The following is a 26969-nucleotide window of genomic DNA, read 5'->3' on the forward strand; positions in this document are numbered from 1 at the left end:
TCTCATCGGATGTTGAATTCCACGATACCCCCGTGCGGCCGGCGCGGCTGGACCGGTCGACTCCCGTTGGCGGAGGCCGTCTCTCGTGTGCGGTCACCACGGTTCCGATGGCGACGCGGGTCGCGTACCCGCCGTCATCCGACAGCACCGCGACGCGCGCGGTGCCATGATGATTCCGAGGACGGCCGAGCGGTCTTCCCGGCCGTGAGGCCGGCCGACGGAACAGGAGGAACGGTATGCGCGTGAGGCTCGCGTACGGCGAGACCGGCCTGCCGGTCGATCTCCCCGCAGGCCGTACCACCGTCGTGGAACCCGGATACCTGCCGCGCGTCGCCGACCCGGCGGAGACACTGCGGAACGCGCTGCGTGAACCGGTCGCCGGGCCGCCGCTGCGGGAGCTGGTCTCACCGGGACAGACCGTCGCCGTCTCGATGTGCGACGGCACCCGGCCGCAGCCGCGTCACCTGATGATCCCGGCCATCCTGGACGAGCTCGACGGCGTCGTCGACGTGGACGACGTGACGATCCTGGTGGCGACGGGCACCCACCGGGCGAACACGCCCGAGGAGATCGCCGACATGCTCGGCCCCGGACTGGCCGCCGCCGTCCGGGTGGTCAATCACGACGCCCGCGACGCCGACTCCCTGGTATGGCGGGGGGAACACGGCAACCGGGTACCCGTCTGGCTGAACCGGCACTGGGTGGAGGCCGACGTCCGGATCACCACCGGTTTCGTCGAACCGCACTTCTTCGCCGGATTCTCGGGCGGACCGAAACTGGTGGCACCGGGCCTGGCGGGCCTGGAGACCGTGTTGACCCTCCACGATGCCGCCCGCATCGGTCACCCGTCGGCGACCTGGGGGATATGCGAGGGCAACCCCGTCCACGACGACATCCGCGCCGTCACGGCGGCCGTGGGTGACGTGGCGTTCGGATTGGACGTCCTCCTCAACCGGGACAAGGAGATCGTCGCCGCGTTCGGAGGCAGCATCTTCCAGATGCACGCCGAGGCCAGGCGCGCCGCACGGGAACTCGCCATGCGCCCGGTTCCGGAACCCTTCGACGTCGTGGTGACCACGAACTCCGGGTTCCCACTGGACCAGAACCTCTACCAGTGCAGCAAGGGCCTGTCCGCCGCGGCCACGGTCGTCAAGCCGGGCGGCACGATCGTCTGCGCCGCCGAGTGCCGCGACGGTTTCCCCGACCACGGCGACTTCCGGCGGGTGTTGACCTCCGCCCCCTCACCACGCGCCCTGCTGGCCGACATCGAGAGCCGCCCCACCACCCTTCCCGACCAGTGGCAGGTGCAGGTGCAGGCCAAGATCCAGTCGAAGGCACGGGTCATCATGCACACCGGCCACCTGACGCCCGCGGAACTGGCGGAGGCGCATCTGGAGTACACCGCCGACATCGCCACCACCGTCGCCGACCTGTTGCTGCACGCCGGACCCGACGCCCGGGTGTGTGTGCTCCCGGAGGGACCGCAGACGATCCCGTACCTGGCGTGAACCGGGCGCCCGCCGGCACCCGCGCTGGCGCGCCGGTTCCACCGGCACCGGTCAGGGCAGGTCGTCGAGGCCGGCACGCCGCCGCAGCGCCGGGATGTCGGTGACCACGATGCGACGGCCCTCGGTGCGCAACCAGCCTCGGAGGGCGAACGTGCCGATGGCCTGGTTGACGCTCTGCCGTGAACCTCCCGCCAGCTCCGCCAGCTGGGTCTGGTTGAGCTCGATGGTCACCATGGGGGCGCTGGTGTGGCCGGTCAACCGGACCAGCGCCTTGGCCACCCTCGCCGGAAGGTCGAGGAACACGTGGTCCGAGTTCTGTTCGGTGAGCCGGCGCACGATCCCACCCATCGTGCGCATCACCGCGTCGAGCATGCTGGGGCTGGCGTGGACCATCTCCAGGAACGTCGTGCGTGCCACGGCGACCGCCATCGTGTCCTCCAGCGCCTCGGCCGAGGCCGACCGTGCCGCACCGTCCAGCAGGGACACCTCACCGAGGACGTCGGGCGCGCGCACCACGTGCAGCATCGCCCGCTCCCCGGTGGGCGCGGTGCGGAACACCGCCACGGCACCGGTGCGGACCATGATCAGCGACTCTCCCGGGTCCCCCTCCACGAAGAGCAGTTGTCCTCGCCGGTATTGCCGTGGGATCGCCGCGGCGGCGATTCGCTTTCGGGCATCGACATCCAGGCCGGTGAACATGGTGACACCGGCCAGTAGATCGTCAGACGCACGAGCGTCCACGTTCCACCCCCTAACCCCCTCAAGGGACCGCTTTGCGTGGGTACCTGTAGATCATGGCTGGCTTTCGCGGCGATGTACACCCCTGCAATCGGATGTGCGACAGTGCTTCGACCGTTGAGCGGTCATCCTGAAGCCGGCGGCGATGCCTCCCCAAGCCGAGATTCGATCCAGTTTATATCCTGATGTCCGTTTTGCCTTCTTCGGTGCATCCCCTCGGCCGCCGACAGGGGTGCATTGCCAGCATGGCGTACCGTCACATCCCGGCGTGGCCGACCCGTGGCGTGTCATCCCCAAGACGAACCATTCGAGCGATTCGGTTCTCAACTGAAAGGTCAATCGCGTTGGTGTACCGATATTTCTACGACTGTGAGTTCATCGAGGACGGCGTCACCATCGACCTGGTGTCGATCGGGGTGGTGGACGAGCGGGGGCGGGAGTTCTACGCGGTGTCCACCGAGTTCGACGAGTCCAAGGCGATCCCGTGGGTGCGGCAGAACGTCCTCGCCAAACTGCCCACCATCAGCGACCGGTCGTGGCGGTCGCGGCGGGACATCCGCGACGAGCTGTACGAGTTCCTGGTGGAACCGATCCGGGGTGTCACCGGAGGCGGCATCGAGCTGTGGGCCTGGTACGCCGCCTACGATCACGTGGCGCTCGCACAGCTGTGGGGGCCCATGCCGGCGTTGCCGCGCGCGATCCCGCGCATGACGAAGGACCTGCGCCAGTTGTGGGACGACCTCGGACGTCCCGAACTGCCCAAGGCGCCCGAGGACCAGCACTCCGCGCTCGCCGACGCCCGGCACAACCTGGCGAGATGGCACGCCATGGCGTCGACGCGCACCTCCGACGGCACGGGGGGCCGGGTATAAGCTGCCTCACGACAGGCAGAGACAACGGGGTCTTGTGCCATCGACTGGTACAGATATATGGAGTGTGCACATGCGCATTGGCGTACTCACCGGTGGCGGGGACTGCCCCGGTCTCAACGCCGTCATCCGTGCGGTGGTCCGCAAGGGAGTGGCCGAGTACGGCCACGAGTTCATCGGATTCCGGGACGGCTGGCGCGGGCCGCTCGAAGGCAAGACGATGCCGTTGGGCATCCCCGAGGTACGGGGGATCCTGCCCCGGGGCGGCACGATCCTGCGGTCCTCCCGGACCAACCCGTTCAAGGTCGACGGCGGTGTCGAGAAGGTCAAGGCCAACCTGGCCGACCTGGGTGTGGACGCGCTCGTCGCCATCGGCGGTGAGGACACCCTCGGCGTGGCGAAGAAGCTGACCGACCTCGACGTCCCGGTCGTGGGCGTGCCCAAGACGATCGACAACGACCTGGGCGCCACCGACTACACCTTCGGGTTCGACACCGCGGTCAACATCGCGACCGAGGCCATCGACCGGCTGCACACCACCGCCGAGAGCCACCACCGGTGTGTCGTGGTGGAGGTCATGGGCCGCCACGCGGGTTGGATCGCGCTGCACTCCGGCCTCGCCGGCGGCGCCAACGTCATCCTGGTCCCCGAACGCCGGTTCTCGGTCTCCGAGGTCGTCGGCTGGGTGGAGTCCCGGTTCCGCACCGACTACTCGCCGATCGTCGTCGTCGCGGAGGGCGCCCAGCCCGCCGAGGGCGAGATGGTCACGCAGAACGCCGAACTCGACGCCTTCGGGCACGTCCGGCTCGGCGGTATCGGGCAGTGGCTGTCCGACCAGATCGAGAAGGCGACCGGCAAGGAGTCCCGCGCCGTCGTACTCGGGCACGTCCAGCGCGGCGGGACGCCCACCGCGTTCGACCGGGTACTGGCGACCCGCTTCGGCCTTCACGCCATCGACGCCGTGCACGAGGGCGACTACGGGAAGATGGTCGCGCTGCGCGGTACCGACATCGTCCGCGTGCCGCTGGCGGAGGCCACCGCGGAACTGAAGACGGTGCCGGATCACCGCCTCGACGAGGCGTCGGTGTTCTTCGGGTGATCACACCGTTACACGTCGTCACTGCGGCACGCATGGTTCGTTTAACCGTGCGTGCCGTTGTCATCTGTCATGCCGGTCGTGATGCCCGACCTGGCCAACTTCAGTCTGCACAAGATCGTCTACGACGTCGACTTCGACGACGTCGCGGTGCCTGGCCTGTGCGGGGCCTTCTACCGGTGCCCGGACGGTGACCGCATCCTGTCCGTCGGCATCTACATGGCCGACGGCGTGGAGTCGTTCCGTGCGTGGGGATACGTGGATGAGCCCCACTGCGCCTACCACGCGGTGGTGTCCGCCGACGGTTCGTGGGACGGGCCGTACGCCGGTTGCCCGGAGGTGGAGGTGCTCACCGAGGCGGGGCGGGTGACCGGAGTGGCACTCACGACCCGCAGGCACGAGTACATCGTGCCGGTGTCGAGGACGCGCCACCGCCTCGGGCGCGCCCTCACCTCGGTGTGAGCCTCAGCGGACGGCCGGCCGCCCGGCGGTGTGGGCGGCCCTGCCGGCGCGCCGCACGTACCAGATGGACGTCACCGTGGACGTGACGCCGACCAACAGTGCCACCGCGTGCAGCACCGGATCCGCGATCGGGACGAAGGCGAAGACCGCCGCCGGTATCTGGACGACACCGATCAACGCCAGGAGTGCGCCGCGCCGCCCGGGACCCCACAGGTACGCCGTCCACAGGGGAGACGTCACCATGACCAGGGTCAGCACGTCCAGAGCGGTGTGCAGCCACGGATCGGCGACCCGGTCGTGAGCGTAGGCGTATGCGGGAGTGGACGCGGCGACCGCCGTGACGACGGCGCCGAGGATGACGATGAGTCTGCGCATGCCGGACCTCCTCGGTGCAGAGACGTCTCCGACGCTAGTGAGCCCCGCGGAACGACACTGTCGGGTAACCGGCACTTCGCGGGAATGGCACGAATGAGTGCGTCGCGTGGCCGGGGCGGAAAGTCGGATGACAACCGCGCCCGAAGGCGGTGGAATGGACCCCACCGGTCTCGCCGGTGACACCGCACCGCCGCCGCGCGGTCCGACATCTGGAGGAACATGGCCGACACCGATACCGACATCCTCGTCCGAGGCGAGCGACCGGAGGACGTCGCGGGAATACGCGCGGTCAACCTGGCCGCCTTCCCGACCGCACACGAGGCCGACCTGGTGGACGCCCTGCGTGCCGACCCTGCCTGGATCCCGGAGTTCTCCAGGGTCGCCGTACGCTCCGGCGAGGTCGTCGCCTTCGCGGTGTTGACCAGGTGCCTGATCGGCACCGTGCCGGCCCTCGCGCTCGGGCCGGTGGCCGTGCTGCCCCGCCTACAGCGAAGCGGCCTGGGGGGAGTGGTGACCAGGTCGGCGCTCGACGCCGCCCGTGTGGCCGGCGAGTCGACGGTGGTCGTGCTCGGGCACCCGGAGTACTACCCCCGGTTCGGTTTCGAGATCGCCTCCCGTCACGGGGTGTCGGTGCCGTTCGAGGCACCGGAGGAGGCGGTCATGGTCGCGTCCCTCGACGACGGGACACCACCACGCGGCGAAGTCCGTTACGCCCCGCCGTTCGGAGTGTGAGACGTCGGGGTGCGCCTCGGCGCACCCCGACGTCCGCCTCAGCCTCCGGCTGCCTGCACCGTGTGACGCATCAACAGCATCGTGGTCACCGGTCCCACCCCGCCGGGCACCGGTGTGAGGGCCGACGCGACGTCCGCGGCCGACTCGGCGTCCACGTCGCCGACCAGGCCGCCGTCGTCGGTGGGATTGGTGCCCACGTCGACGACCACGGCGCCGGGTTTGACGAAGTCACCGGTCACCATCCGCGCCCTGCCGACGGCCGCGACGAGGACGTCGGCGCGCGCGCAGACCGCCGCCAGGTCCTCGGTGCGCGAGTGGCACACCGTCACCGTGGCGTTCTCGGCGAGCAGCAGCAAGGCCGCGGGCTTGCCCACCACGGTCGACCGTCCGATGACGACGGCGTGGCGGCCCGTCAGCGGCGTCTCCTCGCGACGCAGGATCTCCAGCACGGCGGCCGCCGTCGCCGGAGCGAAGGTCGGCAGTCCGGCGGCGAGCCTTCCGAGGCCGGCGGGGTTGGCACCGTCCACGTCCTTGTCCACTGCGATGTGCGAGCCGACGTCGGCCAGGGTCAGGCCGTCCGGAAGCGGCGTCTGGCATATGACGCCGTGCACCGAGTCGTCGGCCGACAACGTGTCGAGCAGCGCGGTCAGGCTCTCGGCCGTCGGGTCGGTGAGCCGTTCGGTGCGGCACCTCACGCCCACCTTGGCGGCGGTGCGCTCGATCGACCTGACGTACCAGGCGGTCGCCTCGTCGTCGGTGGGGACGACCACCGCCAACGTCGGTGTGACGCCGTCCGCCGTCAGCTTCGCCGCGGCGGCGGTGACCTCGGCCGCGATGGTCTTGGCGATCGCGCGCCCGTCAATGTTTCGCATTACCGGCATGTTAGTCGCGTGGGATCGGTCTCAGACCGGCCACTCACGACCGCGACGGCGTGTCGCGCGACCGTCCGCGGGTTGCCGAGTCAGGAGCCCCGGATCCGGGTGGCGACGTGTTCGGAGATCGCACCCGCGGTGAGCAGCGCGTCCTGGTACCGGGCGATGCCGGCGGCCAGTTCGGCCCGGTGACCCTCGTCGGTGATCGCCGCCCGGTTGACTTCGACGTTGAGGATCGCCGACCGCAGTGCCGCACCCGCGGAGTCCACCGCCACGGCGACGTCGGACAGCACGTTGACGTTGGCGCCGTCGAGGATGCGTCCCGCCAGTGCGATGACGTCGGCGGCGGTCGCGGCGATGCGCATGGGGACGTCGGCGGCGCCGTGCAGGGCGTCCTGGACGGCGGCCTTCCGGGCGGCCTTCTCCTCGTCGGTCGTCTTGGGCAGCCCGTAGGCGGCCATGACTGCGTCGAAGGCGGTGGCGTCCTCGGCGGCCAGGCCGACCAGCCGGGTGCGCAGCTCCTCGGCCCGGGAACGCACGTCGACCATGGTCAACTCGTGTTCGGCGTACTTCGGTTTACCGATGGTCAGGTTGCACACCATCGACACCAGTGCGGCGCCTATCGCGGCGTTGACGGCGGCGGCGGCACCGCCACCCGGTGTGGAGGACTTCGACGCGAGCGCGGTGAGCCAGTCTTCGACGGTCTGATCGTTCATGCACGTTCCTCCCCAGGAGTGGACGATGACGACGATATCGGTTGACGCGCGGGCGGCCGCCGCAGCATGCCGTGTGGGCACTCTCACCCGTCCTGCCAGGTGAGACGGCCGTGGTGGCGGTGAGGCGGGACGGGGACACACCGTAAGCTTGCTGGTGTGAATCAGGAATGGCATCAACTGCGCAATCCGGGCCTGATACCCGGAGGTCACGATCCGGCCGCCGCACAGCAGCGCGCCGAGCAGCTTGGGCTGGACCGATGGCGGGAGTTTCCCCGCGACCAGATGCCGCCGTGGCCGGACTATTCCGAGGTCGAGCAGGTCTGTGAGGTCCTCGACACCGTTCCGCCCATCGTGGCCCCCTACGAGGTCGACGCGTTGCGTTCCCAGCTCGCCGAGGTGTGCGCCGGCCGGGCGTTCCTGTTGCAGGGCGGCGACTGCGCCGAGACCTTCGCCGACAACACCGAATCGCACCTGGTCGCCAACGCCCGGACCCTTCTCCAGATGGCGGTGGTCCTGACCTACGGCGCGAGCATGCCGGTGGTGAAGGTCGGCCGGGTCGCCGGGCAGTACACCAAGCCGCGCTCGGCGGACGTCGACGCGCTCGGCCTGCCGGTGTACCGCGGAGACATGATCAACTCCTTGGAGGCGACGCCCGAGGCACGGGTCGCCGACCCGCAGCGGATGATCCGCGCCTACGCCAACGCGGCGGCGGCCATGAACATGCTCCGCGCCTACCTGTCGGGGGGTATCGCCGACCTGCGCGCCGTGCACGAGTGGAATCGCAACTTCGTCCGGCAGTCCCCGGCGGGGGAGCGTTACGAGGCGATCGGCCGGGAGATCGACCGTGCGCTGGCGTTCATGTCGGCCTGCGGTGTCGACGACGACGCGCTGCACTCGGTGACGGTGTACGCCAGCCACGAGGCGTTGGCCCTGGAGTACGACCGTGCGTTGACCCGGGTGAGCGACGACCGCGCGTACGGCCTGTCCGGACACTTCCTGTGGGTCGGTGAACGCACGCGCAGGCTCGACGGCGCGCACATCGACTACATCTCCCGCATCGACAACCCGATCGGGGTGAAGCTGGGCGCCACCACGTCGCCGGACTGGGCGTTGGAGGCGTGCGAGAAGCTCAACCCGGACAACATCCCGGGACGGCTGACGCTGATCACCCGGCTGGGCAACCAGCGGATCCGTGACGCGTTGCCGCCGATCGTGGAGAAGGTGCACGCGGCCGGCCGCGAGGTGGTCTGGCAGTGCGATCCCATGCACGGCAACACCCACGAGTCCTCCAACGGCTACAAGACCCGGCATTTCGACCGGGTCGTGGACGAGGTACTGGGCTTCTTCGAGGTGCACCGGGCGATCGGCACCCACCCCGGCGGCATCCACATCGAACTGACCGGTGAGGACGTCACGGAGTGTCTCGGCGGCGCCCAGGCGTTGGAGGACGAGCACCTGTCGCAACGGTACGAGACCGCCTGCGATCCCCGCCTGAACACGCAGCAGTCGCTGGAACTGGCGTTCCTGGTGGCGGAGATGCTGCGCCACTGACGGCATGCCGACGAACCCCGCCCGGGCCGCCGGGCGGGGTTCGTCGCGTCAAGGCCACTTGACGTCAAGGTGGCTTGACGTTATCGTCGGCGGATGACGACACCCGAGGAACTCGACACCCGGCACACCCTGCTCACGGCGGTCGCCCGCTTCGAGGAACTGCGCACCCGTGACTCCCTGGCGCCCAGGCCCGACGAGACCGCGTCGCCCGGCGACCCCGAACCGCTGACGGCTTCGGAGGCGCTGGACCTGTTGGCCCTCGGGGAGACGATCGCCCGCAAGGCCGGGTACGGGCGACAACTGTCGGTGCGTACCGCCCGGGCCGCGGGCGCGTCCTGGTCCGAGATCGGCGCGGCGCTGGGCACCAGCAAGCAGGCCGCCTGGGAGTCGCACTCCCGCTGGCTCGACGAACAGGCCGCCGCCTACCGGCGCGACGGCGATCCGCGTGAGTCCCCGGCCGATCCGGGGCCGGACGCCGCACCGCGGTGAGCCGGTCCGGTCAGGCGGTCTCCAGCCACCCGTCGTAGGCGGAGGCCAGATCCGCCAGCCACTCCCGCTCGTCCTCGGCGCGGGGATCGTGGAGCGGGACGAGCCACTGCGCGTCCTCCGCGTCGTCCTCGCCCGCGAGCGACTCCCGGACCACGCGGATCCGGTCGTCCGGGCCGTACCGGTCGCTCACGGCCCGGGCGACCGACTCCGCCGAGGCGCGTTCGGGGAACACCAGGAGATAACCCTCGTCCGTCATCCACTGATTGTGGCAAGTCCGGCTGACCGAAACCGCCGCCGGGAGCAATTGATATGTATCGATTCCATCGTTAGGATCGCGAAAGCGCCTCCTGAAAGGAATCCGCCATGTCCACCGTCACCCGCGCATTCGACCGAATCCTGGACCGGCTCGCCCCGCGACGCGCCGCCTCCGCGAGCAACACCGACAAGTGCTACTGCCAGTGCAGCGACGCGTGCTTCTTCTGCTGCCCGTGGGGCGCGGGCTACCAGTGCAACGTCGCCATGGGTGATCAGTGCATGTGACGCACCACCCGGACTCGGGCGTCCCTCACCGGGCGTCCTAGTCTCACCCCATGCTGGTTGATCTGCGATCCGACACCGTCACCCGCCCCACCGCCGCCATGCGAGAGGCGATGTTCGACGCCGAGCTGGGCGACGACGTGTACGGCGAGGACCCCACGGTCAACGCCCTGGAGGCCGAGGTCGCCGCACTCCTCGGCCACGAGGCCGGTGTGTTCACACCGAGCGGATCCATGGCCAACCAGATCGGCCTGCAACTCCTCGTGCCGCCGGGCGGTGAACTGCTCGTCGACTCCGAGTCCCACATCCTCGCCCACGAGGGCGGCGCGGCGGCGGCCATCGGCGGCATCTCCACCCAGAGCTGGCCCTCCACCGCCGGCAGGCTCGACGTCGACGTGGTCGGCCGTCACGTACGCGAGTCCGTCGCCTACCACACCGTCGCGACCCGGGCGATCGCCGTGGAGAACACCCACAACCGAGGCGGCGGCACCGTCCTGGCGATCGAGGAACTGCGGCGGCTGCGGCGGCTCGCGGACGAGAGGGGACTCCTCCTCCACCTCGACGGTGCCCGGTTGTGGAACGCGCACGTCGCCTCCGGGGTTCCACTGGCCGAGTACGGCCGCCTCTTCGACACCGTGTCGCTCTGCTTCTCCAAGGGCCTGGGCGCGCCGGTCGGCTCCATCCTCGTCTCCAGTGCCGAGAACGTCGCGCGGGCACGGGCGCTGCGTAAGCGGATGGGCGGCGGGATGCGCCAGATCGGCTTCCTCGCCGCCGCGGCCCGCCACGCCGTCCACCACCACGTGGACCGGCTCGCCGCCGACCACGCCCGCGCCCGGCGGCTGGCCGAGGCGCTCGCGCACCGGGGTCTCACCGACCCCGGCCGCGTCGAGACCAACATCGTCCTGTTGCGGCACCCCGGACTGGCCGCGCTCGCCGCCGACGCCGCCGAACAGGGCGTCCTCATCTCGGTGTTGAGCAGTGACGGGGGCCGGCTGCTCACCCACCTCGACGTGGACGACGACGGCGTCGACCACGCGATCAAGGTCCTCGGCGAACTGGCGTGACCCGACCGGTCAGTTCGCGTCCTGCCGCTGGAACCGGACCGCCGCCACGGCCGTGACGACCGCCGTCACCACGATGAGAACCAGGCCGCCCAGCCAGCCCGGCGTCGTCTCCACGACGGTGTAGTCGGGTCGCATCGTGTCGAGTCCGTCGTTGATCCACGCCACCAGGTAGGTGGACAGGATCAGATCGTCGATGGAGGCCCCGATCACCAGTGACATCAACTGGCCGCCGTACTCGACCAGGATCAGGTAGGCGATGACGACGGCGATCCCGGTGACCGTGCGCCGCCCGATCATCGCGAACGCCACCCCCAGGACCGTCGCCAACACCACGACGAGGAACAGCCGCCCGGCCAGGTCGAATGTGGCCGCCCACCAGGTGGGCGTCAGGTCGCCGACGAGCCCCCTGGTGGCCGAGATCGCCCACAGTGCTCCGAGGTGCACCAGCGTGTAGCCCCACGTCACCACCGACACCATCGACACGGCGGCGCCCGTCTTCGCCGCGAAGACCTTCCCACGGCGCGGCTGCCACAGCAGGAGGTTCGTCATCCCACCCGAGGTCCACTCCGCGCCGATGAAGGACCCGGCCGTGAGCAGGCCGCAGAACGCGAAGACCACGAACAGGAAGGACAACTGGTCTGCGGCGTCCTCGGAGAAGACGACCACACCCGGCAGGAACTGGGAGGCGTCGATCTCGTACCCCGACGTCAGATGTCCGCAGTCCCGGGCGGGATCGGACGACTGCACCGCGCACTCGTCGTACTCCCCGGCCAGCTCCTCACGGCTCTCCCGTGCCTGCGTCTCCGCGGTCGACACCTCTTCGGCCGTGGGGGAGTGGGAACTCATGGTCAGGCCGCTGAGCGACAGCAGCATGAACCCGATCGCGACGAGGACGAGGACCTGGTTGCTGCGGCGGCTCGCGAACCGCCGCAGTTCCACGACGAAGAGTTTCACGATTCGGCTCCCTCGCTCACCGTGACGGTGAGTTCTCGTTCGTCCGGGGTGGACCGTGCCGCCGGGGGCAACAGTGAATGGTCTATCTGCGGGTACCTGCCGTCCACCGGGGCGGTCCCGGTGAGGCGTAGGAACACCGTCTCGAGGTCCGCGGCCTGCCGTGTCAGGCCGGAGAGGTGGATCCCTTTGTCCGACAGCAGTCGCGTGACGGCGGCCGGGGACTCCGCACCCGACACCTCGACCCGCTCGGCCCGTCCCGAGATCGCCAGTCCCGCCCTCCGCAACACCTCGGCGGCACGGGCGCCCTCGGCGGCGTCGGCGAGTGTCACCGTGACCGAGTCGGAGGTGTGGGCCGCCACGATGTCGGCCACCCGCCCGTGTGTCACACGGCGGCCCCGCGACACGATGGTCATCGTGTCGCAGAGCTGCTCCACCTCCGACAGGAGGTGTGAGGACACCAGCAGCGTCATCCCGTCGGCGGCCAGGCCGCGCATCATCTCCCGCATCTCGCGGATCCCCGCCGGGTCCATCCCGTTGGTGGGTTCGTCGAGGATGAGCAGGTCGGGGTCCTTGAGCAGCGCCGAGGCGACCGCGAGTCGCTGACGCATCCCCAGCGAGTAGCCCTTGACCGGCTCGTCGGCCCGGTCGCGCAGGCCGACCGCGGTCAACACCTCCTCCACCCGCACGTCCGGGAGGCCGATGGTGCCCGCCAGGAGCGACAGCGTCAGCCGGGCGGTGAAACTGCCGAAGAACCGGGGGCTCTCCACGACCGCGCCGATCCGGTCGCTCAGTTCCGGCAGGCATTGCGGAACCGGCCGCCCGAAGACGCGCATCCGGCCGTGGTCGGCGGCGGCGAGCCCCAACAGGATGCGCAGGGTGGTGGTCTTGCCCGAACCGTTGGGGCCGAGGAAGCCGTGGATCTGTCCTCGGTGCACCACCATGTCGAGTCCGTCGAGCGCGGTGGTGCCGGGGCGGCGGATCGACCGGTACCTCTTGCGCAGGCCGGTGATCTCGATGACGGGGGAGGGTGGCGTCGTATCGACGTGTGTAACGGACATCACCTCATTGACGCGGTACGGGGGTGGCTCGGTTGCGCCGGAGCCCCCGCGAACGGCCCGCCGTCCCCGGCTCTTCGGAGGATTGCCGCGAAACGGACCCGCCGGATACCTTAGGTGAGCCTTCGTAAGGCAAGGCTTACCTAGGAGGGTTGGTGTACGTCTGCATCTGCAACCGTGTCCCCGAGAGCGAGGTCCACGAGTGCATCCGCGCCGGCGCCCGCACGGAGGAGGCGGTCGGCGACGCGTGTGAGGCGGGAACCGGTTGCGGCACCTGCCTGGACCGCATCGCCGACATGCTCGAGGCCCACTACGGTTCTCCCGCGCTCTCGCAGGGTTGACGGTCCTGACGTTAGCCAAGCCTGCCCTATATTAGGGTTTCCTGGCGCGATGTCCCTTTTCCGGGTTTTGTAGCGTTCCGCCACACACCGGAGAAGGGAAACGTCATGCGAGGCGACGAACGCGTCATCGAGTTCCTGAACGAGCAGCTCACCGCCGAGCTGACCGCCATCAACCAGTACTTCCTGCACGCCAAGATGCAGGAGAACTGGGGTTACACCAAGCTCGCCGCCCACACGCGCGCCGAGTCGATCGACGAGATGCGGCACGCCGAGGTGCTGACCGACCGCATCCTGTTCCTCGAAGACCTCCCGAACTACCAGCGGCTGTTCCACCTCCGCATCGGCCAGACCGTACCGGAACAGTTCTCCTGCGACATGGAGATCGAGAAGGAGGCCGTCGACCGGTTGCGTCGCGGCATCGAGCACATGCGCTCGGTCGGGGACGTGACGTCCGCGAAGATCTTCGAGGCGATCCTCGCCGACGAAGAAGGCCACATCGACTACCTGGAGACCCAGCTCGACCTCATCGAGAAGCTCGGCGAACCGCTGTACCTGCAGTCGCTCATCGCCCAGCCGTCCGACTGAGCGGTCTCACCGCGCGACGATCGTCACACGGGCACCCCGGGGCAGGGACCTCCCGGCTTCGGGGTCCTGCCGCACGACCCGCCCGTCCGCGTCACCCCGCACCACCACCTCGAAACCCGCCTCGGTCAGCGTCTCGAGCGCCGATGCGACCGATTCCCCGACCACGTCGGGGACCGGCACCGGCGCCGGTCCCCGGCTCACGGTCAACCGCACGCCGGTATCCAGGGCCACGCCCGTCCCCGGCGGCGGGGACTGACCCAGCACACGGCCCGCCGGAACGGTCGGCGAGTACCGTCGCTCCACCTCGGGCCGGAGCCCCTCACCACGGACCGCGCGCAGGGCGTCGGCCTCGTCGGTACCGGTGACGTCCGGGACCCGGGCGGGAACCGGCCCGCGACTCACCGTCAGGCCCACGACCGTGCCGGGATGCACCACCCGGCCGCCCGGTGGATCGCTGTCGATCACCTCTCCCTCGGCGTGACCGTCGTGCCACCGCCGTTCCACCACCTCCGCGGCCAGCTGCAGATCCGCCAGCAGACGTTCGGCCTCGGCCAGTGACAACCCGCGCAGACCGGGGACCTCGTGCCGCTCCGGCCCCCGGGACACCGTCACGGTGATGACCCCGTCCCTGGGCATCCGTTCGCCCGGATCCGGGTCCTGGGCCAACACGCGCGACTCGGGGACCGACTGGCTGAACCGCGGAGCGGTGAACTCCACCGCCATCCCGTACGCGGCCGCGATCCCCTCCACCTCGGCGGCGTCCCGGTTCAGCAGCGACGGCGCCTGCGTGTACCGGCCGTCGGCGAGCCACCAGCCGCCCGCCCCCACCAGTGCCAGCAGCACCGCCACCATCACGAACTGCCCGAACAGGCCCCGACCGGCCGTGTCACCGCTCCGCCACGAGGCACGCCGCTGCCTCGGCGGTCTCACGACGCGCGTGGGAGGCGACACCCGCCGTGCCGCCCCGACCGGGCGGCCGCGGACGCCGCGCAGCGCCCGGCCGAACGACAGGGCGTCCGGCGGACGCGCGGCGGGGTCACGGCGGGTACACCGCAGGATCAGCGCATCGAGGTCGGCGGGCAACCCGGGTCGCAGCGAACCCGCCGCCGGCACGACCCGTTCCACGTGCATGGCGGCGACCGCGTCGGGATCGGGACCGTCGAACGGCACCCGGCCGGTCACCATCTCGAACAACACGACACCGGCGGAGTACACGTCCGCGCGGGCGGTGACTCGGCCCCCCGTCAGCAGCTCCGGCGGCACGTACGCGACGGTGGCCAGCAACGGTCCCTCACCCGTCGCGTCGGATCCCGCCTGGACGGCGTGCGCGAGCCCGAAGTCGGCGACCTTCACGGTCAGCTCGTCGCCGTCGCCGGTGATGAGGATGTTCTCCGGTTTCACGTCCCGGTGGACGAGGCCGCAACGGTGCGCCGCCGCCAGCCCCGCGAGCACCTGGTCGGTGATGCGCAGCGCCTCCGCCACCGGCAGCCTGCGCCTGGCGTTCAACACGTCGCGCAGCGTCCTGCCCGCGACGTACTCCATGACCACATAGGGCAGACCGTCGTGGCATCCCTGATCGAAGACGGCGACGACGTTGGGATGCGACAACCGGGCGACGGTCTTCGCCTCCCGGGCGAACCCCGCCGCGAACCTCGGATCGCCGGCGTGCCGGTCGTCGATGATCTTCAAGGCGACCCGGCGTTCCAGCCGCTCGTCCTCGGCCAGGAACACCCGGGCCATCCCGCCGACCGCGATCGGCTCCAGTACGCGGTAACGGTCGTCGACGAGCCGCCCGATCAACGGGCCGGCCGGTCCGACCTCGATGTCGACCGGTTCGTCCCCCACGAACTCGGATTCTACGAGCGGTGACGCCGCAAACCCGCCAATCCGGACGATCCGGCAGGTCCGGCCCCGGTGCTCAGCTCCGCAACGGCCGGCGCGCCGTCAGGATCCCCACCCGGTTGGTGAAGCGGAAGACGCCGGTGCGTGCGACCTCGGACCGCACCCGCGCCGTGAACTCCGCCATCGCCGCGTCGAAACCGGCGTCGGACAGGCCGGACAGCGCGCGGGTCGATTCCTGATACGCCACCACCGGCCGCCAGTCCGGCACCACCGTCTCACCCGGGAAGTCGTGCCGCGTCACCGACTCGAAGTGATCGGCGGCCAGTACCGCCATGCCCGACAGGTCCAGCGGGGACTCCCTCCGCCACTCTCCGCCGGTGGCGTGGACGCAGTCCCGCCACAACCCCTCCACCTCGGCCCGGTCTCCGCCGTCCTGGGCGACGATCACCACGAGACCGTCGTCGGTCAGGACCCTCGCCAGCTCCGCCACGGCGAGTCGCGGCCGGGGCACGTGGTAGAGCATGTGGACGGCCAGACACCCGGCCACCACACCGTCCGCCACGGGCAACGCCTCGGCGTCGGCGACGACCGCCGGGGGACCGGTGTGACCGGCCATGCCGTGCGAGAGGTCGAGGCCGATCACCGTGCGGTCCGGATGACGATCGCGGAGCGCACGAGTGTGCACCCCCGACCCGCTGCCGACGTCGAGCAGCGTGCCGGGAGGCGCCGTCGCCAGACGTGCGGCCACCTCGCCGACGAGATCCAGTGGTGGCCTGCGGAACCGGTACACGGCCCGGCGTGTCTCCAGATTGGAGGGATCGGGGTAGGCCCGTTCCCGCAGTGGCCTCCTGGCCGTGAACGGGGACGTCATCGCGACAGCCTAGCGGGGGCGCGTCACGGGGTGCCCGACGACGGATCGGTCGGAGAACCCGAACCGCCCGGCGAAGGAGACGCCGACGGAGACTGCGACGGCGAGCCCGACGGCGTCTCGCTGGGGCTCGTCGCACTCGGATCCGGTTCGGGCGACTCGCTCGGGGTCTCCTCCGGCAGCGGAGGCACGGGCGACTCCGTCGCGGGTGCCGAGGAGGACGCCGATTCGGAGGCGGACGGGCTTTCCGACCCGGAGTCGCGGGTCTTCCCGCGTCCGTCGGGGGCCGCGCCGTGTTGTTCGGCCAGCCCGGCCGGGTCGAGCGGATCACCGTCCGCGTCGGCCGCCTGTCCACCCGGCGCCGTCGGACCACTCCACAGCCCCGACGTCGACCAGGCGGCGGTCGCCATCACGACGACCGCGACCACGACGATCAGATAGAGCCTGGCGCGCCGGGAACGGCGGAGATCGTACGCCAGCGAGCGTGCGAGGCCGGCGATCTCACGATCAAGTCTCATGATTCCCCTCAACGCGGCGGGCGCGCTCTCCCCGGGCACCCCACCGCCATCATCGACAGTGCGACGACCGGGCGGGCACGGGACGGCCCACGCCGTCACCACCGACACCCGTAGTCGTCGCGCGGTTACCGGTTCAACGACATGGGCGCCCGTTGGGTCACTGCCGATCGCCGCGCCATCGGCGAACCGATCGCCCGGGTCACCGGGGCTCGTCCGATCGGGCTACCCCGGAAGACGGAAAACGGCCCGGTTCCCGCGAAACCGGTGACACTCGTGCCGGCCTCGCCTAAGGGGCCGTCTTCGGGCCTCGTTCGTCGCGAGCGGTGTTCCGGTCGAGTGGGTTCGCGAGGCGGAGGGGCCATCGCTCTTGAAGGTCCGTGCGTACCGGTGTGGTACGTACCGCTTCGCAGCGGCACCGCCTCCGGCAACGCCGCGAGACGTCGGCCGGGCGACGGGCAGCAGAACAGCGGGACCGAAGACGGCCTTCGAGGTCACGGACTCCCGCGCGTCACGTGGCGCGGGTTCACAACGACCGGCGGACGGCGGCCTCCGCGAGTTCGGCCAGGACCACTGCCGCCTCGTCTTCGATCAGGTCCTTGCCGGACCGCAGTGCGGCGGCCGACTGCTCGGCCAACCGGTCGATGCGCTGCTCGGTGACCGCCAACGCGCCGGTCTCGGTGATCAGCGACCGTAGCGCCTCGATACCGCCGTCGGTGAGTTCGGCGTCGCCGAGGGATCCGTCGAGCAGCGCCCGGCCGGCCCGGTTGGCCGCCTGGTAGGCGTGCGCGACCAGGAAGGTGTGTTTGCCCTCCCGCAGGTCGTCACCGGCGGGCTTGCCGGTCTGAGCCGGGTCGCCGAACACGCCCAGCACGTCGTCGCGCAACTGGAACGCCTCGCCCAGTGGCAGGCCGTAGGCGGAGTACGTCCTGCGCACACGCGGGTCGTCACCGGCGAGGGCGGCTCCCATCAACAGGGGCCGTTCCACCGTGTACTTGGCGGACTTGTACCTGGCGACCTTCTGCGCGCGGTCGATCGTGTTGTCGCGCTGCGCCTGGGTGAGTACGTCCAGATACTGGCCGGCGCTGACCTCGGTGCGCATGGCGTCGAAGTCGTTCCGGGCGGCCGCAAGAGCGGGCCACGGCATGCCCGCTCCGGTGAACATCTCGTCCGACCAGGTCATGCAGAGATCACCCAACAGGATCGCCGCGCACATCCCGAAACCGTCACCGTCGCCGGACCACCCCGCCGACGCGTGTGCCGACGCGAAACGACGGTGCACCGACGGTCCACCCCGCCGGGTGTCGGAATCGTCCATCAGGTCGTCGTGCATGAGTGCCGACGCCTGAAGCAGTTCCAGTGACGCCACGCACGCCACCACCTCGTCCCCGTCCGTGCCGCCCGCGCCCCGGTAGCCCCAGTAGGCGAAGGCGGGCCGGATGCGCTTGCCGCCACCCAGCACGAACGCCTCGGCGGTGTCCGCGACCGCGGTCAACTCGCCGTCGATCCCGGTCAACCGGTCACGTTGGCGTCGTAGGAATCGAGTGAGGGCGTCTTCCACACGGGCACCCAGGTCCGCGTGATCGATCGGGGATCGCACACGCCGAAGGTACGCGGTCGGCCGCTCGTCCCACCTGCTGGGTTCGGGCAACGTGAGCGGGTCGACGGCGGACACGTCCGGATAGGCTGAGGACTGTGACCCTTGGTACCGAATCGACGATGCCCGGCGGAGCGCCGGCCATCATAGAGCTGCTGCGCACCGGTGAACCGGTGTTCTCCTTCGAGTTCTTCCCGCCCAAGAGCGCCAAGGCCGAGCAGGTGCTCTGGACCGCGATCCGGGAACTGGAGTCGTTGCAGCCCTCGTTCGTGTCGGTGACCTACGGTGCCGGCGGGTCCAACCGCAGCATGACGGTCGAGACCACGGACCGGATCGCCACCGAGACGACCCTGTTGCCGATGGCGCACTGTACCGCCGTGGACCACTCGGTGTCGGAACTGCGCAATCTGATCGGTCACTTCGCCTCCGGTGGCGTCCGTAACATCCTCGCGCTGCGCGGCGATCCTCCCGGGGACCCGCAGGCCGACTGGGTCGCCCACCCCGACGGCGTGAACCACGCCTACGAGCTGGTGGAGTTGATCAAGTCATCCGGCGACTTCTGCGTCGGCGTCGCGGCGTTCCCGGAGAAGCATCCCCGCAGCCCCGACTGGGAGACCTGCACTCGTCACTTCATCGACAAGTGCCGCGCCGGGGCCGATTTCGCCATCACGCAGTTCTTCTTCGACTGGCGGGACTGGGTGAGGCTGCGGGACGCCACCGCCGCCGCGGGCCTCGACACGCCCGTGATCCCGGGCGTCATGCCGGTCACCAGCGTCAAGCAGATCGAGACATTCGCGAAACTGTCGGGCGCGGTCTTCCCCGCCGCCCTGGCGGAACGGTTGCACGCGGTGGCCGACGATCCGGTGGCCATCCGCGCCATCGGCGTGGAGGTGGCCACCACCTTGAGTGAGAAACTGCTGGCCGAGGGCGCACCCGGCATCCACTTCATCACGCTGAACAAGTCCACCGCCACCCGCGAGGTGTGGCGGAATCTGCGCGTACCTGCGAGAATGTCCGGTTGACCGGCCCGCCTGCTCAGGCGGCCCGGCCAACCGGTTCCGGTTCGCTCCGGTCGAACGGTGGGGCGTGGCAGCGCCCCACCGTCAACACCGGTCAGTCGTCGTCACCGTCGTCGTCGTTGTCGTCACCGTGGTCGTCATCGTCATCGTCATCGTCGTCGTCATCCCGGTCGTCGTCGTCATCGGTGCCGTAGTCGTCGTTGACGCTGATGACGGAACCGTCGAGCGCGTTGATCTCGACGTACTTCCAGGTGCCGTCCTCGGCCGCGACCTCGACCTCCCAGACCGGGGCGTTGTCGTCGCCGTCCAGTTCCATGTCGACGACCACACCCGGCACCTTGGCCAACGCCGTCTGGGCGGCCTGGTCCACGGTCACGGTCGCGGCCGAAGCCGTGGCCGCGTCGTCCCGGCCGTCGTCGTCGGCGTCGTCGTCACGTTCGTGGCTTCGCACCTCACCGGTGACGGCGTCGACGGTGATCTCGTGTTCGGTGTCGGGGCCGACCAGGTCGACCTCCCACTCCGGCGAGTCGTCGTCCAGCTCCACCGAGATCACCACGGCGTCGGGGGCCTCGGCGAGAGCCGTCTGCGCCGCGGTGGTCGCCGAGACCTCGGTGGCCGTCGCGGTGGTGCCGTCGTCGTCACCACCGTCGTCGTCACGGTCGTCACCGTCGTCGTCGAGCCGGGTGTCGGTGTCCGAGGTCTCGGCGGAGTCGTCACCGGAGAACGAGGCGGTGGCGACCGCCGCGCTGCCCAGGAGCAGGGCACCGGCGGTTCCCGCGATGATCCAGGTCCGCCGACTGGTGAGGAGGGACTTCTTCATGGGTTCGTCCTTTCGATTCGGGCTGACGGATTCACCATGCCGCACCGTTCCTGAACCCAGCCTTAAGTCACCTGAAGTCGGCTTCAGGTTGCTCGGACGAGGGTGTGTCAGTCTGGTTGACATGCGGTTGCTGATCGTGGAGGACGAGAAACGCCTGGCCAAGGTCGTGGCATCCGGTCTCACCGCCGAGGGGTACGCGGTCGACGTCGCCCACGACGGCGAGGAGGGCCTCGCCATGGCGCGTGCGGGTACGTACAGCGTGATCATCCTCGACATCATGCTGCCCAGGATGAACGGCTACCAGGTGTGCGAGGCGCTGCGCAAGGAGGGCGACGAGACGCCGGTCCTGATGCTCACGGCGATGGACGGCGAGTACGACGAGGCGGAGGGGCTCGACATCGGGGCCGACGACTACCTGACCAAGCCGTTCTCGTTCCTGGTGCTTCAGGCGAGGATCCGCGCGCTGCTGCGCCGTCGCGGTGGCGGCATGGCGCCTCCGGTGTGGCGGTTCGGCGACCTGACCGTGGATCCCGGCACCCGCCGCTGTTCCCGTGGCGGAGTCGACATCCCGGTCACCGCCAAGGAGTTCGCGGTGCTCGCGTTCCTCGCGAGCCGGGCCGGAGAGGTGGTCTCCAAGACCGAGATCCTGGAGAACGTGTGGGATTTCGCCTACGACGGAGACGTCAACATCGTCGAGGTGTACATCAGCAACCTGCGCCGCAAGCTCGACGCGCCGTTCCGGCGATCGGCGATCACCACGCTGCGCGGTGCGGGCTACCGGTTGGCGGCCGACGGTGGCTGACCGGGGCGGGTGGCGGATCGGTTCCGTCAGGGCGCGCACCACCATGGCCGCCACCTTCGTGGTGGCGCTGGCGCTGGTCGCGGTGGGTGCGTTCGTGGTCTCGTTGCTACGCGACAACCTCTTCCACCGTGAGGAGCTCACCGCCGAGATGAACGCCCGCAGCGTCGCCGGGCAGTTGGCGGCCGGCACGTCGACGGCTGTCCTGGAACTGCCGGTCGACGACCCGGAGGAGTTGATCCAGGTGGTCGCCGCGGACGGTGAGGTGCTCTCGGCCAGTCCGTCACTGGCCGGGCGGCCGTCGCTGCTGCCGCCGCCGGAGGACGTGGAACCGTCCCCGTCCCCCTCTCCGTCGGACACCCCGTCCACCGATGACGACGACGATGACGATGATGACGACGACGACTTCGACGACGACACCCCGCCGCCGCCCGTCGACCAGGGCAAGGTCGGCGGCGGAGTGGCGTTCGAGACCGTGACCGTCGAGGGTCTGGCGGACGAGTACCTGGTGGCGACACTCACGGCGACCAGTCCGTCGGGGGAGCGGATGGTCGTGTACTCCGCCGCCTCGCTGGCCGCGCAGCAGGAGACCGTCGACGGGGTGGTCACCTCGATGTGGCTCGGCCTGCCCGCCGTCCTGCTGGTGGTGGCCATGGTCACCTGGCTGGTCACCGGAAGGGCACTCAGGCCCGTCGCGGCGATCCGCGCCGAACTCGCCGAGATCACCGCCGGGGACCTGTCCCGGCGGGTCCCGGTGCCGTCGGCCCGCGACGAGATCCACGATCTGGCGGTCACCACGAACGCCACGCTGGCGGCGCTGGACGCCGCGGTGTCGCAGCAGCGCCGTTTCATCGCCGACGCCTCACACGAGCTGCGTAGTCCGTTGGCTATCCTGCGGGCGCAGTTGGAGGTGGCGGCGTCACATCCGGAGCTGTTGGACCTGCCCGCCACCCTGGGCGACGTGGTGCGGTTGCAGAGTCTCGCCACCGACCTGCTGCTGTTGGCGCGGCTCGACGCCGGCGAGAAGCCGCTCGGCGGGACGATCGACCTGTCGGATCTGGTCCGGGAGGAGATCGCCCGGCGCGCGGCGACGGACAGGTTGCCGGTCCGGCTGGACGTCGCCGACGACGTGACGGTTCCCGGGGTCCGCAACCACGTGGTCCGGCTGTTGGCGAACCTGGTGGACAACGCCCAGCACCACTCCGCCACCGCCGTGTGGGTGGGTCTGGCCGGGGAGCGCGGGTACGCCGTGCTCCGCGTCGCCGACGACGGTCCCGGTATCCCCGACTCCGACCGGGACCGGGTGTTCGACAGGTTCGTGCGGCTCGACGAGTCCCGTAGCCGTGACGAGGGCGGCGCCGGTCTCGGATTGGCGATCGTGAAGGACGTGGTGGCCGGACACCACGGCCGGATCACGCTGGGGCGGGCGCCGCAGGGCGGTGCCGAGTTCACCGTCCGGCTCCCCACGACCCCGCCCGACACCGACCCCTCACGCCCCTCGGGTTGAGCGCCCGGGGCTTGTCGGCGGTATCGCGGTGTCCGCCCTGTGACGGACACCGTGTCGACGCCTCGACGGAAAGCCCACTGTGGTGCGCCATGGACTGTCCACATCGGTCTGTCGTGTGTTGCGGAATGGTCCGCCGCTTCGTGCCGTGGGCGCCGGGAGCGGCCACCGATGGTGGACGAGGCTGGATTCACGGCGGCGGTTTTGGTAAGCATGTGTGGTGAGTGGACAATCCTCCGGTACCCGTACACCCGGCCGGTCGCGGAGCCGGTCGCCGGTGACTCCGACGTCGGTGACCGTGGTCGGCCTGGTCGCCGGTGTGATCACGCCGTTCATCGCGCAGGCCGGCGGCCTCTGGCTCGTCCCGGCCGCGGTGTCGGTCGCCGTCGTCGTCGCCTGCGATCGGTGGTATCCCTCGGTCGCCCGGCGCTTCGGGGATCCCACCCGCCGTGTGCTGGTGTTCGTCCCGTTGTCGGCGAGACTGGTGGAGGTGGCGTGGCTGTACGGCTTCCATCGTCTGGGGGTGCCCACCGGTGTCCTCATCGGAGCCGGCGCGGTGACGATTCTGCACGAGTACCTTCGCGCCAGGGGGCAGATCGCGGGACTCCGGGAGGTCGCGCTCTCGACGCTGGGGGAGCGGTCCTCCCGCCTCTGGTCCGCGCTGGCCGGGTACGGCGTGGCGGCGGTGGTGTCGGTGACCGGTACCGCCATCGCCCCGGGGATGGTGACCGGTGTGGCCACCATCGCCGCGATCGCCTGGCTGCTGCTGGGCGTGCTCGGGTTGGTGCAGTTGATGATCGTCGTGTCGGCGGCGCTGCGGGGCCGGTGACGGGGTTCAGGTGTCTTGCACCCCGGTGTTCTGGCACGCCGTCAGCAGTCACCTGCCGTCCTCTTCGGACATGACGTACAGGGGGCTGTTCGGAGCGCCCAGTTCCGCGCCCTCCGCGTCGTAGTACTGGGCGATCACCTTCACCGCGGCCACGTCCGGCCGGATGAACCGGACGTCCTCGACGCGGTAGCTGACGGTGGTGTCGCCCATCGCTCCGGGGAGTACCCGCCGGGTGAACTCGGCGATGGCGTCGCGGCCGTACAGCCGCCTGCCGTGGGCGGTGGTCCATACCGCGTCCTCGCGGAACAGGCGGATGAACTCCTCGGGGGATTCGTTGCGCTGGCTGCGTTCCACGGCCGCGACCACCTCGGTGACGGCCTTGACGCGTTCGGTCTCGTCATGCATGGAAGTAAACTACACCGATTAGTTTCCTCGGTGCCTCCGTCGCGTCGTGGCGTTGCTCTCAGTTCGGGCGACGACACGCCGTGCCGGGTTCGAACGGCGTCGTGACCTGGGAATTCGTCGATCATTCGAACAAATATCCGAGATCCACTTGCGGACCGCCGGGCGGCGGGGTTTACTATCGAGGTGTTCGAACGGACGTTCGTAAGATCATTTGTTCGAACACCCGTGACGAGCCGTCGTCCGTCTTCCCACCGACCCCGGACGGGCGACGGCTTCGATCGGAAACCATCACATCGCCGCAGAGGGGAAGAAATGTTGGCGACCATGACCGCGGAGGCGGCTCCGCCGCTACGCCAGAGATCCTCCGAGGAGGAACTGCCGGCCATCCCGGCGCAGAGCATGCCCAACCGCTCACCGTTGGAACTGCTCATCATGGCCAGACAGGGTCTGGCCGAAGCCGCCGAGGAGGCTCGCGACGGCCAGCGTTACGCGGCCGCCCATCTCGCGGCGCTGCGCGCCGCCGCCGCGGTCCTGGCGATCCGGGCGCGCCCGGTCACCGGGCAGCGAAACCAGGTGACCAACGTGTGGGGCCTGCTGGTACGGGTGGCCCCGGAACTGCGGGAGTGGGCGGAGTTCTTCGCCGTCACCGCCCGGAAGCGCACCGTCGCTCAATCCGGTGTGCCCCAGGTGGTCACCGCCCGCGAGGCGGACGACCTGCTCAGAGACGCAGACCATTTCGTGACCGTGGTGACCGAGCTGATCGGCCTGCGATGACGACCCACCGGCGGTGATCGGGCCTCCTGCCCCCTTCTCCGCCACACACCACCACGACGGCCGACGCGACGGCGCCGGTGACACCGGGTGACCTGCCGACACCCGGTGAGGCAACCGCCGGCCCGTTCGCGCCCTCGCGGTGGACGACGGCGGGAGGCGCGGTACCTGCCATTGAACCGCCCTCCCGCCGTACCGCACGGGTTCACGGGAGAAGAACCGTCGTCCGGTGACACCGCTCGATCCTGGAACCACGACGTCGAACGGGTACCGGGCCGGTGTACGGAACGCGCCCGGCCGGCACGACCGGCCACCCGGGCCGTCCGTCCCCCGTTTCGATGAAGGGGACAGGTGAGAAGCCCGGATGGCCGGCTCGTCAGTGCTGCGGTCGCCCGTGGCGGCCATGTTGCGGCCCGCCAGCGAACTCGCGGGGCCGCCGGGGCTTCCCGTCCACCGGGATCTGGCGGATCTCCTGCCGTGGCCTCGGCTGCGGCCCGGAACCATCATCGGCGTGACCAGCCGGGCACCGGCCGGATTGACCTCGGTCGTCTTGGCGTTGCTGACCGAGGCGTCACAGGCCGGTGCCTGGTGCGCCCTGGTGGGAGCCCGCGAGGTGTCGCCGCACGCCGCCGCGCACGTCGGTGTCGCCCTGTCCCGTCTGGCCCTCGTCCCCGATCCCGGAGATCGTGACGACCAGGTCACCGGAGCGCTGTTGGAGGGCCTGGACGTGGTGGCCGTGCGCACCGGTAGACCGGTGAGTCGCAGGACCGCGGCGCGGTTGGCGGGCAAGGCACGTAACCGCGGTGGGGTGCTCGTCCCGTTCGGGCCGGCGGCGACGGACTGGCCCGACGCCGACGCCCGGCTCGACGTGATCGGGGCGAGATGGTACGGCCTCGACACGGGAAGAGGACTGTTGCGCCACTGTCGACTGACGGTGGCCGCGACCGTCCACGGCAGACGGAGAGAGGCCACGGTGTGGCCGTACGGCCGCCCGGCGGCGGCCGAGCGGACGGCCCCGGTGATCTCACTGTTCAACCGACGCGACGTCAAGGGAGGAGACCCGGGTGCGGGTCATGGTCGTACGGTGTCCCGACTGGGATGAGACCGAACCGTTCGAACCGGTGGTGGTCGCCGTGGAGGCGCACGCCGCCGGGGTGGAGATCCTTCGACCCGGCCTGCTGGCCTTCGCGGCCGGAGGCCCGGCGGCCTATCACGGCGGTGAGCAGGCGGTGGCGGAGCGGGTGATCGACGAGGTCGCGGAGTCGTGCGGCGTCGAATGCGGGGTCGGTGTGGCCGACAGTCTGTTCGCCGCCTACCTGGCCGCCCATCGCGGCACCGTGGTGCCCGAGGGCGGCACCTCCGACTATCTCCGCGACCTGGACGTGTCGGCTCTGGGGCGTCCGGAACTCACCTCGGTGTTGCGCAGGCTCGGAATCCACACGTTGGGGGCCTTCGCCGCGTTGCCCGCCGCCTCGGTGGCCGACAGGTTCGGCGCGGACGCCGCATTCGCCCGGCGACTGGCGGCCGGGGAGGACCCCCGGCCACCGGTACCCCGTACGGCACCACCGGACCTCACCGTGACGGTCGACTGCGATCCGCCACTGGAGAGGGTGGACGTGGCCGCCTTCACCGCCCGTGCCCTGGCAGTGCAGTCGCACCGGTTGCTGGCCGCCCACGGCCTGGCCTGTTCCCGCCTCCTCGTGTCCGCCACGACCGGTGGTGGCGCGGAGGTCTCCCGGGTGTGGCGGCACGACGGGGCGCTCACCGCCGACGGTGTCGCGGACCGGGTGAGGTGGCAGTTGGACGGCTGGCTCACCGGCGGGTTGACCGACGGCACCGGGATCGTCCGGTTGAGCCTGGCACCGGACGGCCTGTTGCCGCAGGGTGAGGCCCAGCCGGGGTTGTGGGGCGGGGACGGTTCGGCGGAGGCGCGTGCCGCCCGGGCACTGGTACGGGTACAGGGACTGCTGGGAGCCGAAGGGGTGGTGACCGCGGTTCCCGACGGTGGACGGGCCGCCGCCGAACGGTTCACCCTGGTGCCGTGGGGTGAGCCGCG

At 70.3% G+C, this 26969-nt stretch carries 30 protein-coding genes; 17 read left to right on the forward strand and 13 right to left on the reverse strand.

Annotation, left to right across the window (positions count from 1 at the left end; genetic code table 11):
• Positions 1 to 236 precede the first annotated feature (236 nt).
• Positions 237 to 1508: a nickel-dependent lactate racemase gene (larA, locus tag LX16_RS03745; protein WP_147133116.1), complete on the forward strand. Its 1272-nt coding sequence runs from the start codon at positions 237 to 239 to the stop codon at positions 1506 to 1508.
• A 51-nt stretch (positions 1509 to 1559) separates the two neighbouring features.
• On the opposite strand, the gene LX16_RS03750 is transcribed toward larA, so the two are convergent.
• Entirely contained in the window at positions 1560 to 2207 is a 648-nt protein-coding gene (locus tag LX16_RS03750) for a cyclic nucleotide-binding domain-containing protein (RefSeq protein ID WP_147136971.1), read from the reverse strand.
• A 383-nt stretch (positions 2208 to 2590) separates the two neighbouring features.
• Here LX16_RS03750 and LX16_RS03755 point away from each other — a divergent pair, with 383 nt between their 5' ends.
• The 3 genes from LX16_RS03755 to LX16_RS03765 all read left to right on the forward strand — a co-directional run bounded on the left by LX16_RS03755 (position 2591) and on the right by LX16_RS03765 (position 4673).
• Entirely contained in the window at positions 2591 to 3118 is a 528-nt protein-coding gene (locus LX16_RS03755; protein WP_147133119.1) for a polyadenylate-specific 3'-exoribonuclease AS, read from the forward strand.
• Between the two features lie 70 nt (positions 3119 to 3188).
• Positions 3189 to 4214, forward strand: coding sequence for a 6-phosphofructokinase (locus tag LX16_RS03760; RefSeq protein WP_147133122.1), 1026 nt, complete (start codon positions 3189 to 3191; stop codon positions 4212 to 4214).
• A gap of 57 nt (positions 4215 to 4271) precedes the next feature.
• Complete coding sequence (locus LX16_RS03765) at positions 4272 to 4673, forward strand: hypothetical protein (protein ID WP_147133125.1); 402 nt, start codon at positions 4272 to 4274, stop codon at positions 4671 to 4673.
• A gap of 3 nt (positions 4674 to 4676) precedes the next feature.
• Here LX16_RS03765 and LX16_RS03770 read toward each other — a convergent pair whose 3' ends face one another.
• The gene (locus LX16_RS03770; RefSeq protein ID WP_147133128.1) at positions 4677 to 5048 is read right to left on the reverse strand and encodes a hypothetical protein; all 372 of its coding nucleotides are present in this window, start codon (positions 5046 to 5048) and stop codon (positions 4677 to 4679) included.
• A 219-nt stretch (positions 5049 to 5267) separates the two neighbouring features.
• On the opposite strand from LX16_RS03770, the gene LX16_RS03775 reads away from it, so the two are divergent.
• Positions 5268 to 5780, forward strand: coding sequence for a GNAT family N-acetyltransferase (locus tag LX16_RS03775; RefSeq protein ID WP_147133131.1), 513 nt, complete (start codon positions 5268 to 5270; stop codon positions 5778 to 5780).
• Between the two features lie 38 nt (positions 5781 to 5818).
• Here LX16_RS03775 and LX16_RS03780 read toward each other — a convergent pair whose 3' ends face one another.
• Positions 5819 to 6652 (reverse strand): bifunctional 5,10-methylenetetrahydrofolate dehydrogenase/5,10-methenyltetrahydrofolate cyclohydrolase, encoded by an 834-nt coding sequence (locus LX16_RS03780; RefSeq protein WP_147133134.1) that lies wholly within the window; start codon positions 6650 to 6652, stop codon positions 5819 to 5821.
• A gap of 89 nt (positions 6653 to 6741) precedes the next feature.
• Positions 6742 to 7368 (reverse strand): cyclodeaminase/cyclohydrolase family protein, encoded by a 627-nt coding sequence (locus tag LX16_RS03785; RefSeq protein WP_147133138.1) that lies wholly within the window; start codon positions 7366 to 7368, stop codon positions 6742 to 6744.
• A 156-nt stretch (positions 7369 to 7524) separates the two neighbouring features.
• On the opposite strand from LX16_RS03785, the gene LX16_RS03790 reads away from it, so the two are divergent.
• Entirely contained in the window at positions 7525 to 8919 is a 1395-nt protein-coding gene (locus LX16_RS03790; RefSeq protein ID WP_147133141.1) for a class II 3-deoxy-7-phosphoheptulonate synthase, read from the forward strand.
• A gap of 93 nt (positions 8920 to 9012) precedes the next feature.
• Complete coding sequence (locus LX16_RS03795; protein WP_147133145.1) at positions 9013 to 9408, forward strand: hypothetical protein; 396 nt, start codon at positions 9013 to 9015, stop codon at positions 9406 to 9408.
• Between the two features lie 10 nt (positions 9409 to 9418).
• Here LX16_RS03795 and LX16_RS03800 read toward each other — a convergent pair whose 3' ends face one another.
• Positions 9419 to 9664 carry a hypothetical protein gene (locus LX16_RS03800; RefSeq protein WP_147133150.1) on the reverse strand — a complete coding sequence of 82 codons (246 nt, stop codon included), beginning with the start codon at positions 9662 to 9664 and terminating at the stop codon, positions 9419 to 9421.
• A 107-nt stretch (positions 9665 to 9771) separates the two neighbouring features.
• Here LX16_RS03800 and LX16_RS26450 point away from each other — a divergent pair, with 107 nt between their 5' ends.
• Positions 9772 to 9948 carry a hypothetical protein gene (locus LX16_RS26450; RefSeq protein ID WP_158645466.1) on the forward strand — a complete coding sequence of 59 codons (177 nt, stop codon included), beginning with the start codon at positions 9772 to 9774 and terminating at the stop codon, positions 9946 to 9948.
• 50 nt (positions 9949 to 9998) lie between these two features.
• Entirely contained in the window at positions 9999 to 11009 is a 1011-nt protein-coding gene (locus LX16_RS03805) for a threonine aldolase family protein (RefSeq protein WP_147133152.1), read from the forward strand.
• Positions 11010 to 11018: 9 nt separating this feature from the next.
• On the opposite strand, the gene LX16_RS03810 is transcribed toward LX16_RS03805, so the two are convergent.
• Together LX16_RS03810 and LX16_RS03815 are read right to left on the reverse strand one after the other, a co-directional pair.
• Positions 11019 to 11963: an ABC transporter permease subunit gene (locus tag LX16_RS03810; protein WP_147133155.1), complete on the reverse strand. Its 945-nt coding sequence runs from the start codon at positions 11961 to 11963 to the stop codon at positions 11019 to 11021.
• Complete coding sequence (locus LX16_RS03815) at positions 11960 to 13021, reverse strand: ABC transporter ATP-binding protein (RefSeq protein ID WP_147133157.1); 1062 nt, start codon at positions 13019 to 13021, stop codon at positions 11960 to 11962. Before LX16_RS03815 ends, LX16_RS03810 begins: the two co-directional genes overlap by 4 nt.
• 152 nt (positions 13022 to 13173) lie before the next feature.
• Between LX16_RS03815 and LX16_RS03820 the strand changes: the two genes are divergently transcribed.
• The gene (locus tag LX16_RS03820) at positions 13174 to 13359 is read left to right on the forward strand and encodes a (2Fe-2S)-binding protein (protein WP_147133160.1); all 186 of its coding nucleotides are present in this window, start codon (positions 13174 to 13176) and stop codon (positions 13357 to 13359) included.
• 105 nt (positions 13360 to 13464) lie between these two features.
• Positions 13465 to 13944, forward strand: a complete 480-nt coding sequence (gene bfr / locus LX16_RS03825; RefSeq protein WP_147133164.1) for a bacterioferritin — start codon at positions 13465 to 13467, stop codon at positions 13942 to 13944.
• Positions 13945 to 13950: 6 nt separating this feature from the next.
• Here the strand turns inward: bfr and LX16_RS03830 are convergent, their stop codons facing one another.
• From LX16_RS03830 to LX16_RS03845, 4 genes are all read right to left on the reverse strand, one after another.
• Entirely contained in the window at positions 13951 to 15789 is a 1839-nt protein-coding gene (locus LX16_RS03830; RefSeq protein ID WP_211354270.1) for a Stk1 family PASTA domain-containing Ser/Thr kinase, read from the reverse strand.
• 73 nt (positions 15790 to 15862) lie between these two features.
• A complete protein-coding gene (locus tag LX16_RS03835) occupies positions 15863 to 16657 on the reverse strand; it encodes a class I SAM-dependent methyltransferase (RefSeq protein WP_147133167.1) in 795 nt (264 codons plus the stop codon).
• 23 nt (positions 16658 to 16680) lie between these two features.
• On the reverse strand, positions 16681 to 17172 hold the full coding sequence (locus LX16_RS03840) for a hypothetical protein (RefSeq protein ID WP_147133170.1): 492 nt from the start codon (positions 17170 to 17172) through the stop codon (positions 16681 to 16683).
• Positions 17173 to 17695: 523 nt separating this feature from the next.
• Positions 17696 to 18757, reverse strand: a complete 1062-nt coding sequence (locus LX16_RS03845) for a polyprenyl synthetase family protein (RefSeq protein WP_147136977.1) — start codon at positions 18755 to 18757, stop codon at positions 17696 to 17698.
• 107 nt (positions 18758 to 18864) lie between these two features.
• On the opposite strand from LX16_RS03845, the gene metF reads away from it, so the two are divergent.
• A complete protein-coding gene (gene metF / locus LX16_RS03850; RefSeq protein WP_244615664.1) occupies positions 18865 to 19788 on the forward strand; it encodes a methylenetetrahydrofolate reductase [NAD(P)H] in 924 nt (307 codons plus the stop codon).
• A gap of 91 nt (positions 19789 to 19879) precedes the next feature.
• On the opposite strand, the gene LX16_RS03855 is transcribed toward metF, so the two are convergent.
• A complete protein-coding gene (locus LX16_RS03855; RefSeq protein ID WP_147133173.1) occupies positions 19880 to 20605 on the reverse strand; it encodes a PepSY domain-containing protein in 726 nt (241 codons plus the stop codon).
• Positions 20606 to 20726: 121 nt separating this feature from the next.
• Here LX16_RS03855 and LX16_RS03860 point away from each other — a divergent pair, with 121 nt between their 5' ends.
• The 3 genes from LX16_RS03860 to LX16_RS03870 all read left to right on the forward strand — a co-directional run bounded on the left by LX16_RS03860 (position 20727) and on the right by LX16_RS03870 (position 23737).
• A complete protein-coding gene (locus tag LX16_RS03860) occupies positions 20727 to 21407 on the forward strand; it encodes a response regulator transcription factor (protein ID WP_147133175.1) in 681 nt (226 codons plus the stop codon).
• Complete coding sequence (locus LX16_RS03865) at positions 21400 to 22911, forward strand: sensor histidine kinase (protein ID WP_244615665.1); 1512 nt, start codon at positions 21400 to 21402, stop codon at positions 22909 to 22911. Before LX16_RS03860 ends, LX16_RS03865 begins: the two co-directional genes overlap by 8 nt.
• A 274-nt stretch (positions 22912 to 23185) precedes the next feature.
• Positions 23186 to 23737: a hypothetical protein gene (locus LX16_RS03870; protein ID WP_147133178.1), complete on the forward strand. Its 552-nt coding sequence runs from the start codon at positions 23186 to 23188 to the stop codon at positions 23735 to 23737.
• Positions 23738 to 23785: 48 nt separating this feature from the next.
• Here the strand turns inward: LX16_RS03870 and LX16_RS03875 are convergent, their stop codons facing one another.
• Positions 23786 to 24142 carry an SgcJ/EcaC family oxidoreductase gene (locus LX16_RS03875; protein WP_147133181.1) on the reverse strand — a complete coding sequence of 119 codons (357 nt, stop codon included), beginning with the start codon at positions 24140 to 24142 and terminating at the stop codon, positions 23786 to 23788.
• A 324-nt stretch (positions 24143 to 24466) separates the two neighbouring features.
• Between LX16_RS03875 and LX16_RS03880 the strand changes: the two genes are divergently transcribed.
• Both LX16_RS03880 and LX16_RS03885 read left to right on the forward strand, forming a co-directional pair.
• Complete coding sequence (locus LX16_RS03880; RefSeq protein ID WP_147136986.1) at positions 24467 to 24916, forward strand: SAV_6107 family HEPN domain-containing protein; 450 nt, start codon at positions 24467 to 24469, stop codon at positions 24914 to 24916.
• A 361-nt stretch (positions 24917 to 25277) separates the two neighbouring features.
• Positions 25278 to 26015: a hypothetical protein gene (locus LX16_RS03885; RefSeq protein ID WP_147133184.1), complete on the forward strand. Its 738-nt coding sequence runs from the start codon at positions 25278 to 25280 to the stop codon at positions 26013 to 26015.
• The last annotated feature ends 954 nt before the right edge of the window (positions 26016 to 26969 follow it).

The organism is Stackebrandtia albiflava (genome assembly GCF_007994225.1).
Lineage (GTDB): Bacteria > Actinomycetota > Actinomycetes > Mycobacteriales > Micromonosporaceae > Stackebrandtia > Stackebrandtia albiflava.

What these genes read in the sequence shown, in the direction of transcription:
- LX16_RS03885 (WP_147133184.1), top strand. Translation starts at nt 25,278, where the DNA reads ATGGCCGGCTCGTCAGTGCTGCGGTCGCCCGTGGCGGCCATGTTGCGG.
- LX16_RS26450 (WP_158645466.1), top strand. Translation starts at nt 9,772, where the DNA reads ATGTCCACCGTCACCCGCGCATTCGACCGAATCCTGGACCGGCTCGCC.
- bfr (WP_147133164.1), top strand. Translation starts at nt 13,465, where the DNA reads ATGCGAGGCGACGAACGCGTCATCGAGTTCCTGAACGAGCAGCTCACC.
- LX16_RS03775 (WP_147133131.1), top strand. Translation starts at nt 5,268, where the DNA reads ATGGCCGACACCGATACCGACATCCTCGTCCGAGGCGAGCGACCGGAG.
- LX16_RS03860 (WP_147133175.1), top strand. Translation starts at nt 20,727, where the DNA reads ATGCGGTTGCTGATCGTGGAGGACGAGAAACGCCTGGCCAAGGTCGTG.
- LX16_RS03800 (WP_147133150.1), bottom strand. Translation starts at nt 9,664, where the DNA reads ATGACGGACGAGGGTTATCTCCTGGTGTTCCCCGAACGCGCCTCGGCG.
- larA (WP_147133116.1), top strand. Translation starts at nt 237, where the DNA reads ATGCGCGTGAGGCTCGCGTACGGCGAGACCGGCCTGCCGGTCGATCTC.
- LX16_RS03770 (WP_147133128.1), bottom strand. Translation starts at nt 5,048, where the DNA reads ATGCGCAGACTCATCGTCATCCTCGGCGCCGTCGTCACGGCGGTCGCC.
- LX16_RS03785 (WP_147133138.1), bottom strand. Translation starts at nt 7,368, where the DNA reads ATGAACGATCAGACCGTCGAAGACTGGCTCACCGCGCTCGCGTCGAAG.
- LX16_RS03805 (WP_147133152.1), top strand. Translation starts at nt 9,999, where the DNA reads ATGCTGGTTGATCTGCGATCCGACACCGTCACCCGCCCCACCGCCGCC.
- LX16_RS03760 (WP_147133122.1), top strand. Translation starts at nt 3,189, where the DNA reads ATGCGCATTGGCGTACTCACCGGTGGCGGGGACTGCCCCGGTCTCAAC.
- LX16_RS03750 (WP_147136971.1), bottom strand. Translation starts at nt 2,207, where the DNA reads ATGTTCACCGGCCTGGATGTCGATGCCCGAAAGCGAATCGCCGCCGCG.
- LX16_RS03795 (WP_147133145.1), top strand. Translation starts at nt 9,013, where the DNA reads ATGACGACACCCGAGGAACTCGACACCCGGCACACCCTGCTCACGGCG.
- LX16_RS03780 (WP_147133134.1), bottom strand. Translation starts at nt 6,652, where the DNA reads ATGCGAAACATTGACGGGCGCGCGATCGCCAAGACCATCGCGGCCGAG.
- LX16_RS03875 (WP_147133181.1), bottom strand. Translation starts at nt 24,142, where the DNA reads ATGCATGACGAGACCGAACGCGTCAAGGCCGTCACCGAGGTGGTCGCG.
- LX16_RS03840 (WP_147133170.1), bottom strand. Translation starts at nt 17,172, where the DNA reads ATGAGACTTGATCGTGAGATCGCCGGCCTCGCACGCTCGCTGGCGTAC.
- LX16_RS03880 (WP_147136986.1), top strand. Translation starts at nt 24,467, where the DNA reads ATGACCGCGGAGGCGGCTCCGCCGCTACGCCAGAGATCCTCCGAGGAG.
- LX16_RS03835 (WP_147133167.1), bottom strand. Translation starts at nt 16,657, where the DNA reads ATGACGTCCCCGTTCACGGCCAGGAGGCCACTGCGGGAACGGGCCTAC.
- LX16_RS03855 (WP_147133173.1), bottom strand. Translation starts at nt 20,605, where the DNA reads ATGAAGAAGTCCCTCCTCACCAGTCGGCGGACCTGGATCATCGCGGGA.
- LX16_RS03815 (WP_147133157.1), bottom strand. Translation starts at nt 13,021, where the DNA reads ATGTCCGTTACACACGTCGATACGACGCCACCCTCCCCCGTCATCGAG.